14 protein-coding genes are annotated in these 14,604 nt (G+C 69.4%); 4 read left to right on the top strand and 10 right to left on the bottom strand.

Annotated features, from left to right (window positions below; all coding sequences use genetic code 11):
• The 9 genes from ON39_RS47380 to ON39_RS19060 form a co-directional block, all read right to left on the bottom strand.
• A partial coding sequence (locus tag ON39_RS47380) for an alpha/beta fold hydrolase (RefSeq protein ID WP_169335896.1) occupies positions 1-393 on the bottom strand: 393 nt, incomplete at its 3' end.
• Positions 394-642: 249 nt separating this feature from the next.
• Entirely contained in the window at positions 643-1,998 is a 1,356-nt protein-coding gene (pcaB, locus tag ON39_RS19025) for a 3-carboxy-cis,cis-muconate cycloisomerase (RefSeq protein ID WP_040736187.1), read from the bottom strand.
• The gene (gene pcaG, locus ON39_RS19030; protein WP_040736189.1) at positions 1,991-2,512 is read right to left on the bottom strand and encodes a protocatechuate 3,4-dioxygenase subunit alpha; all 522 of its coding nucleotides are present in this window, start codon (positions 2,510-2,512) and stop codon (positions 1,991-1,993) included. Before pcaG ends, pcaB begins: the two co-directional genes overlap by 8 nt.
• Positions 2,505-3,230, bottom strand: coding sequence for a protocatechuate 3,4-dioxygenase subunit beta (pcaH, locus tag ON39_RS19035; RefSeq protein WP_083894544.1), 726 nt, complete (start codon positions 3,228-3,230; stop codon positions 2,505-2,507). The genes pcaG and pcaH overlap by 8 nt, the downstream gene beginning before the upstream one ends.
• Positions 3,227-4,408: a thiolase family protein gene (locus ON39_RS19040; RefSeq protein WP_040736190.1), complete on the bottom strand. Its 1,182-nt coding sequence runs from the start codon at positions 4,406-4,408 to the stop codon at positions 3,227-3,229. The genes pcaH and ON39_RS19040 overlap by 4 nt, the downstream gene beginning before the upstream one ends.
• Entirely contained in the window at positions 4,405-5,151 is a 747-nt protein-coding gene (locus ON39_RS19045) for a CoA-transferase subunit beta (RefSeq protein ID WP_040736192.1), read from the bottom strand. Before ON39_RS19045 ends, ON39_RS19040 begins: the two co-directional genes overlap by 4 nt.
• Positions 5,148-5,972 carry a CoA transferase subunit A gene (locus ON39_RS19050; protein ID WP_040736208.1) on the bottom strand — a complete coding sequence of 275 codons (825 nt, stop codon included), beginning with the start codon at positions 5,970-5,972 and terminating at the stop codon, positions 5,148-5,150. Before ON39_RS19050 ends, ON39_RS19045 begins: the two co-directional genes overlap by 4 nt.
• 24 nt (positions 5,973-5,996) lie before the next feature.
• Complete coding sequence (locus ON39_RS19055) at positions 5,997-7,175, bottom strand: 4-hydroxybenzoate 3-monooxygenase (protein ID WP_040736194.1); 1,179 nt, start codon at positions 7,173-7,175, stop codon at positions 5,997-5,999.
• Positions 7,172-8,395 (bottom strand): MFS transporter, encoded by a 1,224-nt coding sequence (locus ON39_RS19060; RefSeq protein ID WP_040736196.1) that lies wholly within the window; start codon positions 8,393-8,395, stop codon positions 7,172-7,174. The genes ON39_RS19055 and ON39_RS19060 overlap by 4 nt, the downstream gene beginning before the upstream one ends.
• 103 nt (positions 8,396-8,498) lie before the next feature.
• On the opposite strand from ON39_RS19060, the gene ON39_RS19065 reads away from it, so the two are divergent.
• Positions 8,499-9,401 (top strand): LysR family transcriptional regulator, encoded by a 903-nt coding sequence (locus ON39_RS19065; protein ID WP_040736198.1) that lies wholly within the window; start codon positions 8,499-8,501, stop codon positions 9,399-9,401.
• A gap of 6 nt (positions 9,402-9,407) precedes the next feature.
• Here ON39_RS19065 and ON39_RS19070 read toward each other — a convergent pair whose 3' ends face one another.
• Positions 9,408-10,823, bottom strand: a complete 1,416-nt coding sequence (locus ON39_RS19070; RefSeq protein ID WP_040736200.1) for a glycosyltransferase 87 family protein — start codon at positions 10,821-10,823, stop codon at positions 9,408-9,410.
• 314 nt (positions 10,824-11,137) lie between these two features.
• On the opposite strand from ON39_RS19070, the gene ON39_RS19075 reads away from it, so the two are divergent.
• From ON39_RS19075 to ON39_RS19085, 3 genes are all read left to right on the top strand, one after another.
• Entirely contained in the window at positions 11,138-12,532 is a 1,395-nt protein-coding gene (locus tag ON39_RS19075; protein WP_040736202.1) for a cytochrome P450, read from the top strand.
• A gap of 5 nt (positions 12,533-12,537) precedes the next feature.
• Entirely contained in the window at positions 12,538-13,776 is a 1,239-nt protein-coding gene (locus ON39_RS19080) for a sensor histidine kinase (RefSeq protein WP_157195495.1), read from the top strand.
• Positions 13,766-14,604: DUF8320 family protein (locus tag ON39_RS19085; protein ID WP_051186798.1), on the top strand; the 839-nt coding region annotated here is incomplete at its 3' end. The genes ON39_RS19080 and ON39_RS19085, both read left to right, overlap by 11 nt.

Raw genomic sequence — 14,604 nt, forward strand, 5'->3', positions numbered from 1 at the left:
ACGAGGGCGGCACGATCGGCCCAAAGACTCGGCGGCCCGAGCTGAGCCGAGGTGCAGCACAGCGTCAGGGTACGCACCCGCTCCGGTGCGTTCCCCCCGAGCCACAACCCCACCCATCCCGCCCAGGGACAGCCCGACGAAATGCGCACGATCGATGCCCAGCCGGTCGAGCAATGCGAGCGTGTCGGAGGCGAGGTCCGCTACCGAGTACGGCCCTGGCGGAACAGGCGAACGGCCATGCCCGCGATGGTCATAGCGCACAACCCGATAACCCGCTGCGCTGAACGCGCGAACTTGCGGCTCCCACATCCGCATATCGCTCCCAAGCGACCCGCTCAATACGATCGGAGGCCCAGTCGGCGCACCATCGATCGCATAGTCGACGCTGGTCATTGCATCATCCCCTCTCCCGCACCCTCATTGGTTTCCCACACACCGACTCGCCGCACCAACACGCGTGCGTATACCAAAAGGGTGTGCGGGACTTCCGGCCACCACACGACCCACACTCGCTGGTCTGCCGCACGCATCCTGATCCCCGCACACCGACTCGCCGCGCTAACACGCGTGCGTTTGTCAGAAGGAGTGCGACGGCTTGGTTGCCTGCGCCGGCGGCTAAGCTCGCCGGGCGCGCTTGCGTTTTCATGAGCGCGGCTGCCAATGGGTCAGGGCGCGGTCGATGAAGGCTTCGGCGGAGCCGAGATAGGTGGCCGGGGCTAGGTGGGCCGCTATTCGATCGCGCGACAGGAACTCTCCGATGACGGGGTCTGCGGCGAGGGCGTCCGCGAGGCCACCGGCTGTACTTTCGGCGCGACCGCAGCAGGCTGCGACGCGGTCACTCGCTTCTTGTCTGCCGATCTCCCCGTGCGAGGCGGCCATCAGCTCGATCGCGACGTGCTCGGCGAGCAGTTGGCCGCCGGTGAGGTCGAGATTGCCGCGCATGCGGTGGGGGCGTACCTCGAGGCGTTCCAGGCTGATTCGGAGCCAATGGACGGCCGAGCCGGTGCTGCGCAGCAGTTCGGTGAGGGGTCGCCATTCGGCGTGCCATGAACCTGCGGCCCGCTGGTGTTCGTGGGCGGCGGCACCTAGCAGCGTGGCGACCAAGCCGGGGGCTTGGGCCGCGGCAGCGGCGGCGAGGACGGCGGCGACCGGGTTTCGCTTGTGGGGCATGGTCGATGAGCCGCCGCTGCCGGGTGGACCCTGCTCGGAGACCTCGGCGAGCTCGGTCTGCGCGAGCAGCGTGATGTCGCGGGCGATCTTCGCGACCGCGCCGCAGGCCTGGCCGAGCACGCCTGCGGTCTCGGCGATCCGGCTGCGCTCGGTGTGCCACGGCAGTACCGGTTCGGCGAGGTCGAGAATGCGCGCGAGCGAACCGAGCACCTGAATGCCGTTGCCGCGCAATGACGCCAAGGTGCCGACCGCACCGCCGAACTGCACCGCGAGGCGCTGAGCACGGAGCCGGTCGATACCGTCCAGCGCTGCCGCGAGCCCGCCGAGCCACCCGGCCGCGGTGAGCCCGAACGTCACCGGCGGCGCCTGCTGAAGCAGGCTGCGCCCCGGCATGACCGTGCCCGCGTGCTCCTCGGCCAGTCGTGCGAGCAACGCCGCGCAGTCCTGCAGATCCACACGCAGGGCCGCCAGTGCTCGCCCGGTCACCAGCATCGCCGCGGTATCGATGACGTCCTGGCTGGTCGCGCCCACATGCACATAACCGGCGGCCTCGGGATCGACCCGGGCGGTCAGCCGACGAACCAGCGGCCCGGCCGGATTGCCGATCCCCACCGCATCCGCCCCGAGCGCGCCGATATCGAATTCCTCAGCCCGGCAGCATCTTTCGATAGCTTCCGCCGCCCGCTCGGGAATCACTCCCGCCTCGGCACAGGCCCGCGCCAGCGCCCCCTCGAAGTCGAGCATCGCCTGCACCCAGGCCCGATCCCCGACCAACTCGGCCACGGGCCCCGCCGCGAGCACGCCGTCGAACAGTCCGGTTTCAGACATCGAAGAACACCGTCTCGCGATCGCCCTGTAGTCGCACGTCGAATAGGTACCCGTCCCCGTCACGCACCGCTATCAACGTGTCGCGGCGCTCCGGCGGCACCGTGGCCAGCACCGGGTCGGACGGATGCCGCTCGGCGTGTTCGGGAAAGTAGACGCGGGTGACCACCCGGTGCAGGAGACCGCGGGCGAACACCGACATGTCGAGATGCGGAGCCTGTTCCCCCTCACCCACCGGACCGGGTACGACCGTATAGATGCCGTAGCTCCCGGAACGGGTATCACTGCGCGCGAAACCCCGCCGCCCGCAACTACTCTCGTCTGAACCGGGATCCACCTGCCACGTCTCCACCATCGCGTCGTCGATGGCGGTACCCGCACCGTCCAGCACCCGCCCCCTGATCCACACCGCCCCAGGCGTTTCCGCCGGCACCGCGAACGGCCCGTCGTCCCGAATCAGCCCGATGTGCAGAAAGGGCCCGACGGTCTGCGACGGAGTGCTCCGCAGGCTAGTCATCATCGTCTCCCTCGTGTTCGAAGGGCGTCGCGTGGCGACCGCGCAGCACGAGGTCGAACTCGAAGGCCAGCGCCCGCTGCGGCTCGGTGCGCACGTAATCGAAACGGCTGACGAGCAATTCGCGCGCGTGCTCGGGCACCGAGTTGAAGACCGGGTCCTGGAAGAACAACGGATCGTCCGGGAAGTACATCTGGGTCACCAGCCGCTGCGTGAAGGCCTGCCCGAACACGGAGAAGTGGATGTGCGCGGGCCGCCACGCGTTGTGATGGTTGCGCCACGGATAGGCCCCGGGCTTGACGGTGACGAACTCGTAGCGACCGTCGCCATCGGTGAAGGTGCGCCCCGCGCCGTCGAAGTTGGGGTCCAGCGCGCAGTCCCAGCGGTCGCGGTCGTGCCGATACCGGCCGCCCGCATTGGCCTGCCAGATCTCGATGAGCGAGTGCGGAATCGGCTTCCCGTCGCCGTCGAGCAGCCGGCCGTGCACGATGATCCGCTGACCGATCGGCTCGCCCGCGTGCTGAGCGGTGAGGTCATTGTCGTTGGGGCCCAGCCGGTCCGAGCCGAACACCGGACCGGTCAGCTCGGTCAGCCGCTGCGGCAACAGGATCAGCGATTCACGCGGATACCGCAGCACGGTGGACGTGTAGTCGGGAAAGTTCAACGGCGGATGGATATCCCGATCGCGGCGGAAACCCGGTCGCGAGGGTCGAGTCTTCATGATGTTGCCTCCAGAACGACGGCGAGGCCTTGACCGACGCCGATGCACAGCGCGGCGAGCCCCCATCGGCTCCCGCGACGCCGCATTTCACGGGCGAGTTGATGGACGACGCGCGCGCCCGACGCCCCGAGCGGGTGGCCGAGCGCGAGGGCGCCGCCGTTGACGTTGACGATCTCCGGGTCCAGCTCGGGCCACCCGGCCAGGCAGGCGAGGGACTGCGCGGCGAAGGCCTCGTTGAGCTCCACCACGCCGACATCGCCCCACTCGATTCCGGCTCGGCGCAGGGCGATTCGAGCCGCCTGAACCGGTCCGATGCCGAACTGGTCGGGGTCGACGCCCGCCGCGCCGCGCCCGGCGATCCTGGCCAGCGGCGGTGCGCCGATCCGATCGGCGAGCGTCTCGTCGCCGAGCAACAGGGCGCAGGCCCCATCGCTCAACGGCGAGGCATTGCCCGCCGTCACCGTCCCCGCCGCACGGAACGACGGCCGCAGCGCGGCCAGTCTCGCCACCGTGGTGTCCGGCCGGATCGGCTCATCGCGGGACAGCTCCGTGCCCGGCACGGCCACCACGTGATCGTCGTAAAACCCTGTGTCCCAGGCTTTCGCGGCCAACCGATGGCTGCGCGCGGCGAACTCGTCCTGCGCGCCGCGGTCGATGCCGAAGCGGTCGGCGAGCGCCTCGGTGCCCTCGCCGAGCGTGACCGTCCATCGCTCGGGCATCGCCGGATTGACCAGACGCCACCCGAGCGTGGTCGAGTGCAGCGTCGCGTCGGCGGCCGGAAAACCCGTGGGCGGCTTCGCCATCACCCACGGCGCGCGGCTCATCGACTCGACGCCGCCCGCCACGACGAGCGCGGCGTCACCGGTCTCGATCGACCTGGAGGCGTGCAGCACGGCGTCCAAACTCGAGCCGCACAAACGATTCACGGTGGAGCCGGGCACCGAGGTCGGCCAGCCCGCGAGCAGCGCGGCCATGCGCGCGACATTGCGATTGTCCTCCCCCGCCTGATTGGCCGCGCCGAACAGCACGTCGTCCACCGCCGCGGTATCGAGGTCCGTGCGCTCGGCGAGCGCGCGCAGGACGTGGGCGGCGAGATCGTCCGGGCGCACGCCCGCGAGCGCTCCGCCGTAGCGCCCGAACGGAGTTCGCACGCCGTCGTAGAGGAACGCGCCGCTCATGACGCCGCCTGCAAGGTGTGCAGGGCCGCGAGTTCGTCCTCGGTCGGCGGTTCGGTGACCGCGATGTCGGCGGCGACCTTCAGCTCCCAGCCGGTCGCCGCCCGCACCTGCTCCACGGTCACACCCGGATGCACCGCGGTGAGCACCAATTCGCCGTTCTCGTCGGGCCGCATGACGCCCAGATCGGTGATGACCTGGGTAGGGCCCGCCCCGCGCAGCCCGAGCCGCGCCCGCTCACCACCGCCGCGCCCGTGCCCGAACGAGGTGACGAAATCGACTCGCTCGACGAAGGTTTGACGCGACTGCCGGACGACGACGAACACCTCCCCGCAGGACGCGGCGATCTCCGGCGCCCCGCCCGCGCCGGGCAGCCGGACCTTGGGCCTGCGGTAGTCGCCGATGACCGTGGTGTTGATATTGCCGAACCGGTCCAGCTGCGCCGCGCCGAGGAAACCGATGTCGATGCGGCCCGGCTGCAACCAGTAGTTGAACACCTCCGGCACACTGATCACCGCGTCGGCGGTCTCGGCGAGGATGCCGTCGCCGATCGAGGCGGGCAGCCTGCCGGGTTTGGATCCGAGCGTGCCGGACTCGTAGATGAGCACCAGATCGGGCGCGTGCGTGCGACGCGCCAGATTCGCTGCGGTGGAGGGCAATCCGATGCCGACGAAGCACCGGGTACCGCTGCGCAGCGCCCGTGCGGCCGCGACGGTCATCATCTCGTCGGAGGTCGATCGGGTCATGCCACGCTCCCTGCGATATCGGTGTACACGTGTTCCTCGAGCCAGTCGGTGAATCGTGCTCGGTCGCGGCTGATCGCGTCCCAGGCCGCGTAGTAGGCGTTGTCACGTTCGGAATACCCGTGGGCGTAGGAAGGATTCGCGCCGCCGCGGACCACGGCGACAGCGGTCACCACCCAGGACGGGAGCACGATCGCGCCAGGCACCGGCGTGAGCTCGTCGACGAGCTCCTCCACGGTGACCAGGCTGCGGCGGGCCGCCAGCACGGCCTCCTTCTGCACGCCGAGCAATCCCCACAGCTGCACGTTGCCGGCCCGGTCCGCCCGCTGCGCGTGCACGACGGTGACGTCCGGGTTGATCGCGGGCACGGCGGTCAGCCGCTCACCGGTGAACGGGCAGGTGATGGGCTTGATGGTCTCGGTGACCGCCGGCAGGTCGGTGCCGACGTACCCGCGCAGCACCGCGAACGGCAGCCCGGAGGCGCCCGCGACATACCGGTTGGCCATGCCGGCGTGGCTGTGCTCCTCGATCTCCAGCGCCCTCGGCCACGCGTGCTCGACGGCGTCGCGGAACCGGTGCAGCGAGCCGACACCCGGGTTGCCGCCCCAGGAGAACACCAGTTTCGCCGCGCAGCCCGCGCCGATCAGCTGGTCGTACACGATATCCGGGGTCATCCGGGACAGGGTCAGCTCGCGTCTGCGCTGCCGGATGATCTCATGCCCGGCCGCGACCGGGATCAGGTGCGTGAAACCCTCCAGGGCGACGAGGTCGCCGTCGTGCACGAGCTCCGCCACCGCGTCGGCCAGGGACGAAATCTGCGCCACGGTCACTCCTTTCGTTATCAGGGACTAGGTCGTTTGCCAACCGGTATAGGCCTCGGCGAAATACGCTGCGCCATACCGTGAACCGGTGATCATCGAGAGCTCGCCACGCCGGCGTCGCGCGTCGAACGGCGACTCGCCGCCGACGGTGTGCAGCAGGGTGGTCACCCAGTAGGAGAAGTGCTGGGCCCGCCAGACCCGTTCCAGCGCACGCGCGGTGTACCGGTCGAGCACGTCGGCGTCGCCGGTGCGGTAGAAGTCGGCGATCACCTCCGACAGCACCGCCACGTCGGCCAGGGCGAGGTTCAAGCCCTTGGCGCCGGTCGGCGGAACGGTGTGTGCGGCGTCGCCGGCGAGCAGCAGCGTGTCGTGCCGCATCGGGGCGGTGACGAAGGAGCGGAACGGCAGCACCGTCTTCGCCCCGATCGGGCCCTCCTGGAGTTCGAAGCCATTGCCGTTGACGCGTTTTCGCATCTCCGTCCAGATGCGGTCGTCGTCCCAGTCCTGCGGACGCTCGCCGGGGTCGCATTGGAAGTACATCCGCTGCGTCGTCGCCGTGCGCTGACTGATCAGCGCGAACCCGAAATCCGAACGGGTGTAGATCAATTCGTCGTGCGACGGCGGCGCCTCGGTGAGAAACCCGAACCAGGCGAACGGATACTCGCGAAACCACTCGTCGCGGGCGCCGCGCGGGAAGGCGTGGCGGCAGATCGATCGGGAGCCGTCGGCGCCGACGAGCAGGTCGGCCTCGACGCGCACCCGGCCGCCGCCCGGTTCGGTGAACGTCATCGTCGGCAGGCGGCCGGCGAGGTCGACGACGGTGTCGGCGACACCGTAGCGCACATCGCCGCCGTCGGCCGCGCGTCGCGCCGAAAGGTCCAGGAAGACCTCGGTTTGCGGGTACAGCCAGACGGATTCGCCGACCAGCTCCTGGAAGTCGATCCGGTGGTTCTCGCCGTCGAAGCGCAGCACGACACCGTCGTGCCGGTGCCCCTCCCGCAGCACCCGATCGGAGACGCCCGAATTCACCAGCAGCCGAACCGAACCCGCCTCGAGGATCCCGGCGCGGATCGTGCCCGCGATCTCCTCGTACCCGCGGTGGTCGATGACGATGCTCTCGATGCCGGCGCGGTGCAGCAGGTGCGAGAGCAGGAGACCGGCCGGACCCGCGCCGACGATCGCCACCTGGGTTCGAGTGGTTCTCATACCGCGCGGGCCTTCTCCTCGGCGGTCTCGACCGGTACGAGTCCGTCGACGGTGGTCCGGGGCACTGCGGCCATGGCGAGCAGGCCGATGCCCGCGACCGCCGCGAAAAGGTAGAAGCCCCAAGGATTCGCCGAGCCGACCACGATCAGCCAACCGGTGATCGTCGGGCCGAAGATCGCACCCAGACGACCGACGCCTGCCGCGAAACCCATAGCGGTGGCGCGAATTTCGGCTGGGTAAGCCTGCGTCACGTAGGCGTAGATCAACACCTGCGCGGAGAAGACGAAGATGCCGGTCACCAGCACCAGCGCATCCAGCAACACCGTGCTCGAAACCTTGACACTCAACACCGCCAAGAACACCGCCGCAGCACCGAACCACACCAGCACCGTCGGCTTGATCCCCCGCCGATCCGCCAACGCCCCCGCCGTCAGCAACCCGATCACCGCACCGATATTCAACATCAACAACACCGTCAACGACGTCGACATGTTGTACCCCGCATCACGCATCAACTTCGGCAACCACGTATTCAACCCATAAACCAGCAACAACCCCATGAACGAACCCACCCAAACCCCCAGCGTCGCACGCACATACACCGGCCGCAGCAACACCGTCGGCCGCACCCGCGCCGGCGCGTCCTTCGCCGCCAGATAAGCCGCCGACTCCGGCAACTTGGCCCAGATGACCGGCAGTAGAAGGAGTCCGGCCGCGCCGCCCGCATAGAACAGCGGCTGCCAGTGCGGAATGACGCGCAGGGCGATCAACGCGGTGAGCACGGCCCCGGTGTGATAGCCGGTCATGGTGATCGTGCTGGCGAAGGCGCGGCGCGCCGGGGGCATGTGCTCGGCCATCAGGGTGAGCGCGGTCGGCAGGCACGCGCCGAGCCCGACCCCGGCGATCAGCCGGAACGCGGCGAACACGCTCACCGACCCGGCCAGCGGCACGGCGGCGGTGAACAGCGAGAACACCGCGATCGAGCTGAGCAGCATCCGGCGGCGGCCGTAGCGATCGGCGATCGGCCCCGAGGCCGTCGCGCCGATCGCCACGCCGACCAGCGAGATGGTCGCCGCGAAAGTCGCTCCGGCGGCGGTGAATCCGAGGTGTTTCTGGTCGATGAGCGTGGGGATGACGGCGCCGAGTACGACGAGGTCGTAGCCCTCCAGCAGGACGGTCAGCCAGCAGAGCACGGCGGACCACGACAACAACTTCTGCATGTGCGGTTTCGATTCTGACGAGCAATTGTGACTGCCATCACGCTACGATCGGCCACATCAGAAATCCAATAGATGTTTTTGCCGTTCTGTATAGAGGAGTTCTATGGCCGCCGAGTTCGATCTCAACCTCATCCGGACGTTCGTGCTGTTGTACGAGACACGCAGCGTGACGGCGGCCGCCGACGTCCTCGGCGTCACCCAGCCCACCGTCAGCTATGGGCTGGGCAAGCTGCGCAGACGCCTCGGCGACGAGTTGTTCGCGCGCGGGCCCGGCGGTCTCGTCCCGAGCTCGGAGGCCGAGCGGCTCTACCCGTCGCTGCGCACCGCCGTCGAGCAGCTCGACGTGACCATCGGCGCCGCAACGCAATTCGAGGCCACGGGGCCGGTCAGCTTCTCGATCGGGCTCACCGACCTCGGCGAGATCAACTCGCTGCCGCTGGTGCTCGCCGAGCTCGCGGCCCGCGCGCCCGCCGCGACCCTGCAGGTGCACGCGTTCGACATCGATACCGCGACCGACCAGCTCACGCGCGGACGGGTCGACGCGATCGTGGCCAGCCCCGTACTGGATTCGGTGCGGCTCGACCGGATGCCGCTGTTCACCGAGGGTTACGTCGGAATGGTGGCCACCGACCACCCCCGGCTGCGCGGCGACGCCGCGACCGATGCCGAGTTCCGCGCGGAGCGCCATATCGTCGTCGAGGGCACCACCGGCCACCCCGCGCCGCGAAACGCGTTGCGGGCACACGGTTTAGAAGGGCAGATAGCGGTCCGCATCACTCGCTTCGCCACCCTCCCCTACGTCGTGCAGGACTCCGATCTCGTCGCCATCGTCCCCCAGCGCATCGCCCGAGCCATGACCGACACCCACCGAGTCCGCACCTTCACCCTCCCCTGGCACATAGACCCCGCCGAGATCGCCGCCTACACCCGCCGCCCACCCGGCCGCAACGCCGCCCAAACCTGGTTCCTCGAAGTCATCCGCACAGCCCTACAAGACCTCCCCTAGCGCCTTCTACAGGGGAACCGAATCCTGTTGCTGGACAACAGTGCCGACCGGGGTCGCGGCGTCGGCAGCCGCGAGATCCTTTGGGGTTATGGAGCTCACCACGCGTACGGAGTCGGGTTCTATGCCGGAGGTCGCCGGGCGGTGCAGGAGTAGCCAAGTGCCCGCGGCGAGGAGGGCTGCTACGGCGAGGAGGGTGTAGGAGTCGCCGAGCAGGAATTCCCAGAGGTTCCAATGGAATTCGCGACCGTTGGTCTGGGGTACCGCCCAGACCAGGCCCTGCGGCAGCAGCGGCAGGTCGGGGTCCCACCAGCCGACCCGATCGATGCGCATCGGCCACGCGAAGACGAAGAGATAGATGAGTGCGGGCACCGCGATGCGCACGGCGAGGCGACGGTCGCGCAGCGCGTGGAACACCCACATCAGCGCCGGGACGATCCAGACCCAGTAGTGCGTCCAGGAGATCGGGGAGGCGAGCAGCATGACGGTCGCCGCGAGCAGCGCGCCGAGCAGCCGGTCCCCGCGCAGATAGGCGACCCGGGCCGCGGCCATGCCGACCAGCCCCAGCACACCGGCGCACACCAGCGAGGAGCAGCTGTCCTGCCAGGTCGACCACTGCAACCGACCGAACAGCCCGTTGATCGATTGGTTCTGCACATAGGCGAACCCGATGCGGTTCTGCGACGTCATCGTCGTCGTCCAGAACTCCCACGCCTGGGCGGGCCGATACCAGAAGCCGATCGCGACCGTGGCGGCGAAGGCGGCCCCGGCCGTGATCGCGGCCTTGAACTGCCGGGTGATCAGCAGATAGACGACGAAGACGGCGGGCGTGAGCTTCAACCCGGTCGCGATGCCGAGCAGAATCCCTCGGTACCAACGGTTCTCCGGAATGGCGAGGTCCGCGAGCACCATGGCCATGAGAATCACGCTGAGCTGCCCGAATTGCAGTGTCTGCTGGACGGGTTCGAGCCAGAGCCCGGCCGCGCTCACCGCGATGGTGACGGCGACCAGGGTGAGCCCGCGTCGCCGGCGCTGCAACACCCCGGCGCTCCACACGCTGATCCCGAGCGAGGTGAGCGTCATGACCACGATGCCGGTGCCGATGTAGTTGATCGGGAACTGGGCCAGCTCGGCGCAGATCCACGCCGCGAAGACCGGATAGAGGAACGGCAGGCCGAGTGGGCCGCGCCCGTCGTACAGCAGCTCCGGATGCAGTGCGGCCATCGAGCCGCCCCACATGTAGACCTGCAGATCCACCTGGTGCCAGTACATGTCCCAGTTCGGCCGGAGGAATTCCAGCCAGGCCCCGACGGAGACGCAGGCGAGCACGATCGCGGCGCCGAGCAATGCGAGCCCGCGCGGGGCACGACGCTTCTCGATCGCACCGGTACCGCGCTGCTCTCCCGAGTGCAGCATGACAGCCATGGAGTTGTTTTTCCTTCATCAGGTGAGGCAACGCGCAGACCAGCAACTGTTTAGCTAAACTAAGATGAGTGATCCTATCATTGCCCCTCGCACCCTCGCGCGCCCGAACTTCCTGTGCTGGAATGTTTCTGACGCACGCCGCCGACCAGCACTAACACCGTCCGGACCGGCTGGCCACCCTAGTTCTGCGGGCATGACTACGGCACTATGCCGACATACCATCCAGACGAGACTGCTCGTCAGACGTCCGGAACATGGACGGCGGGGCTGACGAATCGCTCTGACTTCGATGACGACCATGGGAGGAATCGTCAGTGAACGATGATCGGGCGGAAAAATTCGAGCAACTGGATCACGGACGCAGTGGCGTGCTCGGTCTGGGTACCACGCTGCGCTGGTTCCATGATCCGCTGGCCGTGATGCAGCGGCTGGCCGGCGAGCACGGGCCGGTCGCCGGATTTCGGATCGGGCTGTTTCCGGCGGTGCTGGTCACCGGGCCGACGGAGATCAACGAGGTACTGGTGTCGCGCGCCGCGGACTTCCGGCGGGCGCGCGCGGTGACCGGAACGCTGTGGCCCGCGCTGCGCGAGGGGCTGATCATCTCCGAGGGCGAGGTGCATCGCGCGCAGCGCGCGATGGTCGCGCCGCTGTTCACCGCGCGGCGGGTGCCGAAGTACGTGGACGTGATGGTCGCCCGCATGCAGAAGCATGTGCGGACATGGCAGGCCGCGGGCGAGCTCGACCTGCTCGCGGGCGTGCAGGCGATGATGCACGACGTCGTCGCCGGGCTGTTGATCGATGAGCCGCTCGAAGACCACCTGGACGTGGTCGACGCGGCGACCCGCATCTTCGACTGGGAGATGCGGGCGATGTCGCGGCCGATCGTCGCGCCGTTGAACATTCCGACCAAACGCAACCGCGACTTCATTCGCGACCTCGCGCTCGTTCGCGACTGGGCCGCGCGCATGATCGACGCGCGCCGCCGCCACCCCGACCGGCACGACGACATCGTCTCGGCCATGCTCGCCCAGCGCGACCGCGACGGCGCGCCGATGAGCGAGGAGCGGCTCGTCGACGAGGTGCTCAATCTGTGGGCGGCGGCGCACGAGACCAGCGCCGACGCGATGTTCTGGACGGCGTACGCGCTCTCGCGCCACCCCGGCATCGCCGAACGCGCGGGCGCCGAGGTCGACCGCGTGCTCGGCGGCGCGACGCCGACGGCCGAGGATCTGGCGCAGTTGCCCTACTGTCTGCAGGTGTTCAAGGAGTCGATGCGGTTGTATCCGCCCTCCCCCGCGTTCCTGCGCGAGGCGGCGTGCGAGACCCGGATCGGCGACTACGCGATCGCCGAGAACACCATCGTGTTCATCGCCCCGTATGTGATGCACCGGTCGGCCCTGCAGTATCCCGATCCCGAGCGATTCGACCCCGATCGATTCGCCCAGGAGGCCGACCGGTCGTGGGAACGCCTGTCCTACTTGCCCTTCGGCGCCGGCGAGCACGTGTGCATCGGGTCGGCCCTCGCCCTGCTCGAGGGGCAGATCTTCACCGCGCTGCTGCTCGGCGGCGGCACGCTGCGCATCGACCGCGACATGGCGATGAAGCTGACGATCAACCTGCGGCCCAAGCGCGAGGCGCGGGCCGTGTACGTCCCGAGGCGGCGGTCGGGCCGCGACCTGAGCAGAATCGAGGCCGGCGAACCACGATGACCCCGATGCCGCCGTCACTGGTCGGCCGCATCGTTGCCACGTGGGCGAACCGATGCGGCCAGCGCAGCTCGCTCACTCGGGCGGCCGCCGAACGGATCGACCGCATCCTGCTGTTCGCGCTCGGCGTCGGCGTGTGGATCTTCGGGGCGGGCGACGCCACCGAGATCGCCGCGCAGTCACGGCATTTCCCGGCCTGGTGGACGGCGTTGGCCATGGTCGGCGTGTTCGGCACCGCGCTGCTGCTGGCCGGCACCGCCCTGCAGGCCCCGCTGCCGATCGTGCGCAGGATCGCCGCGACGCACGCGGCGCTGTTCGCGGTGGCCGTCGGCTTGTCCGGCTGGGCGGTGGTGCCCGGACAGATCAGCGACGACGTGCTGTGGATCTATCGGCTGGTTCCGCTCGGCGGGGTCGCGGCCACGATGGCCTGGCGCACGCCCGCGACCTCGATCTACGTCTTCGGCGTCGGCGTGCTCGCCGCGTCGTCGACCGGGCAGGCCACCGGCGACCTCGGCTGGATCGAGTTCGCGCTCACCTCGATTCGCATTCTCGGCATCACGATGATCTTCGTTTACATCACCGACACGGCCCGGCGCGCGGCCGGCCTGCTCGACAAGGAACGGGCGCGGGCACACCACCTGGCCTCGCGCGCGGCGGCCGACGAAGCGCGCGCCGGGGAGCGGGCGCGGTTCGCGGGCATGATCCACGACAAGGTGCTGGCCACCCTGCTCGACACCTCCCGCGGCGGCGGCACCGCCATGCTCGCGCGGCAGGCGAATCAGACCCTGGCGCAGTTCGCCGCCATCGGCCGGGTCACCGACATGTGCACCGATCTCGAGGCCATCGAGGCGATCGCGCGGGAGGCGGTCGACGCCACCGATGCCGAACTGCGCGTGCAGGTTCGGCACGACTACAGCTCAGCCGACCTGCGCGTCGAGTCGACGGTGGTCAGCGCGCTGGCCCAGGCCTCGGCCGAGGCGGTGCGAAACAGTGTGCGTCACGCGGACGTGCCGGGGCGCACGGTCGCCCGGCAGTTGACGATCGAGGCGGGCGCGTCCGGCATCACCGTCGTCATCTCCGACGACGGCGCGGGCTTCGACCCGGCCCTCGTCGCGGCCAACCGGCTCGGCCTCACCGTGAGCATCGTGCGACGGGTGCGCGAGGCGGGCGGGCGCGCCACCATCGACTCCCGTCCGGGCGACGGAACCCGAATCACCTTGGCATGGAACGCGCCCGATGACACCTGACGACGGCGACCTGGGCCGACTGCTCAGCGAGCGCCGCGCCACGATGGTGACCATCGTCGCCGCGGTGCTCGCCACCGACGCCGCCGTGGTGATCCGCTCCGTGCGCAAGGCCGAGCTGCCGATCTCGGTGTCGCTCGTCGCCGCCGCCGTGCTCATCGCGGCGGCCACCATCGTCGTCGCGTTCGACACCGGGCCGATCCACGAGTACGCCGCCCTCTTCGTGGCGGCCACCGGGGCGGTCGCCACCTTCGTCGCCGGCGATCAGGTGAGCGCCGAGCTGAACGCGCACACCAGCGTCTGGACCGCCTACACCGCGGGCAGCGCGCTGGCGATTCTGGTGCTGCGCGGCCGAAATGTGCTGGCGTGGACGGGAACCGCGGCGACCTGGTTCGCCGTCGTGGTCGCCGCGGGCGGCGAACCGACCGCGTATGTGCAGGCGGTCGTGCCGCTGGTCAACGTCGCCATCGCCGCCGCGTTCGCCGCGATCATGCGCCCCACCCTGCGCTCGCTGCACCAGCTCGAGATCGAGTCGACCGCGCGCGCCGTGAAGCAGGCGCGCATCGACGCGCAGAACGCCGAACGCACACGTCAGCTCAATCGCCTCGACCGGCGCGCGCGCCCGATGCTCGAACGCATCGCCACGGCCGTCCCGCTGCTGCCCGACGAGCGCGAGGAGTGCCGTCTGCTCGAGGCCGAACTGCGCGACGAGCTCCGCGCGCCGCAGCTGTCCACCCCCGAGTTGCTCGCCGCGGCCCGCGCCGCCCGCCAGCGCGGCGTGGAGGTGATGCTGCTCGACGACGGCGGGCTCGACACCGCGACCGCCCTGGT

Origin of the sequence: Nocardia tenerifensis NBRC 101015 (assembly GCF_000308715.1) — a bacterium.
Lineage (GTDB): Bacteria > Actinomycetota > Actinomycetes > Mycobacteriales > Mycobacteriaceae > Nocardia > Nocardia tenerifensis.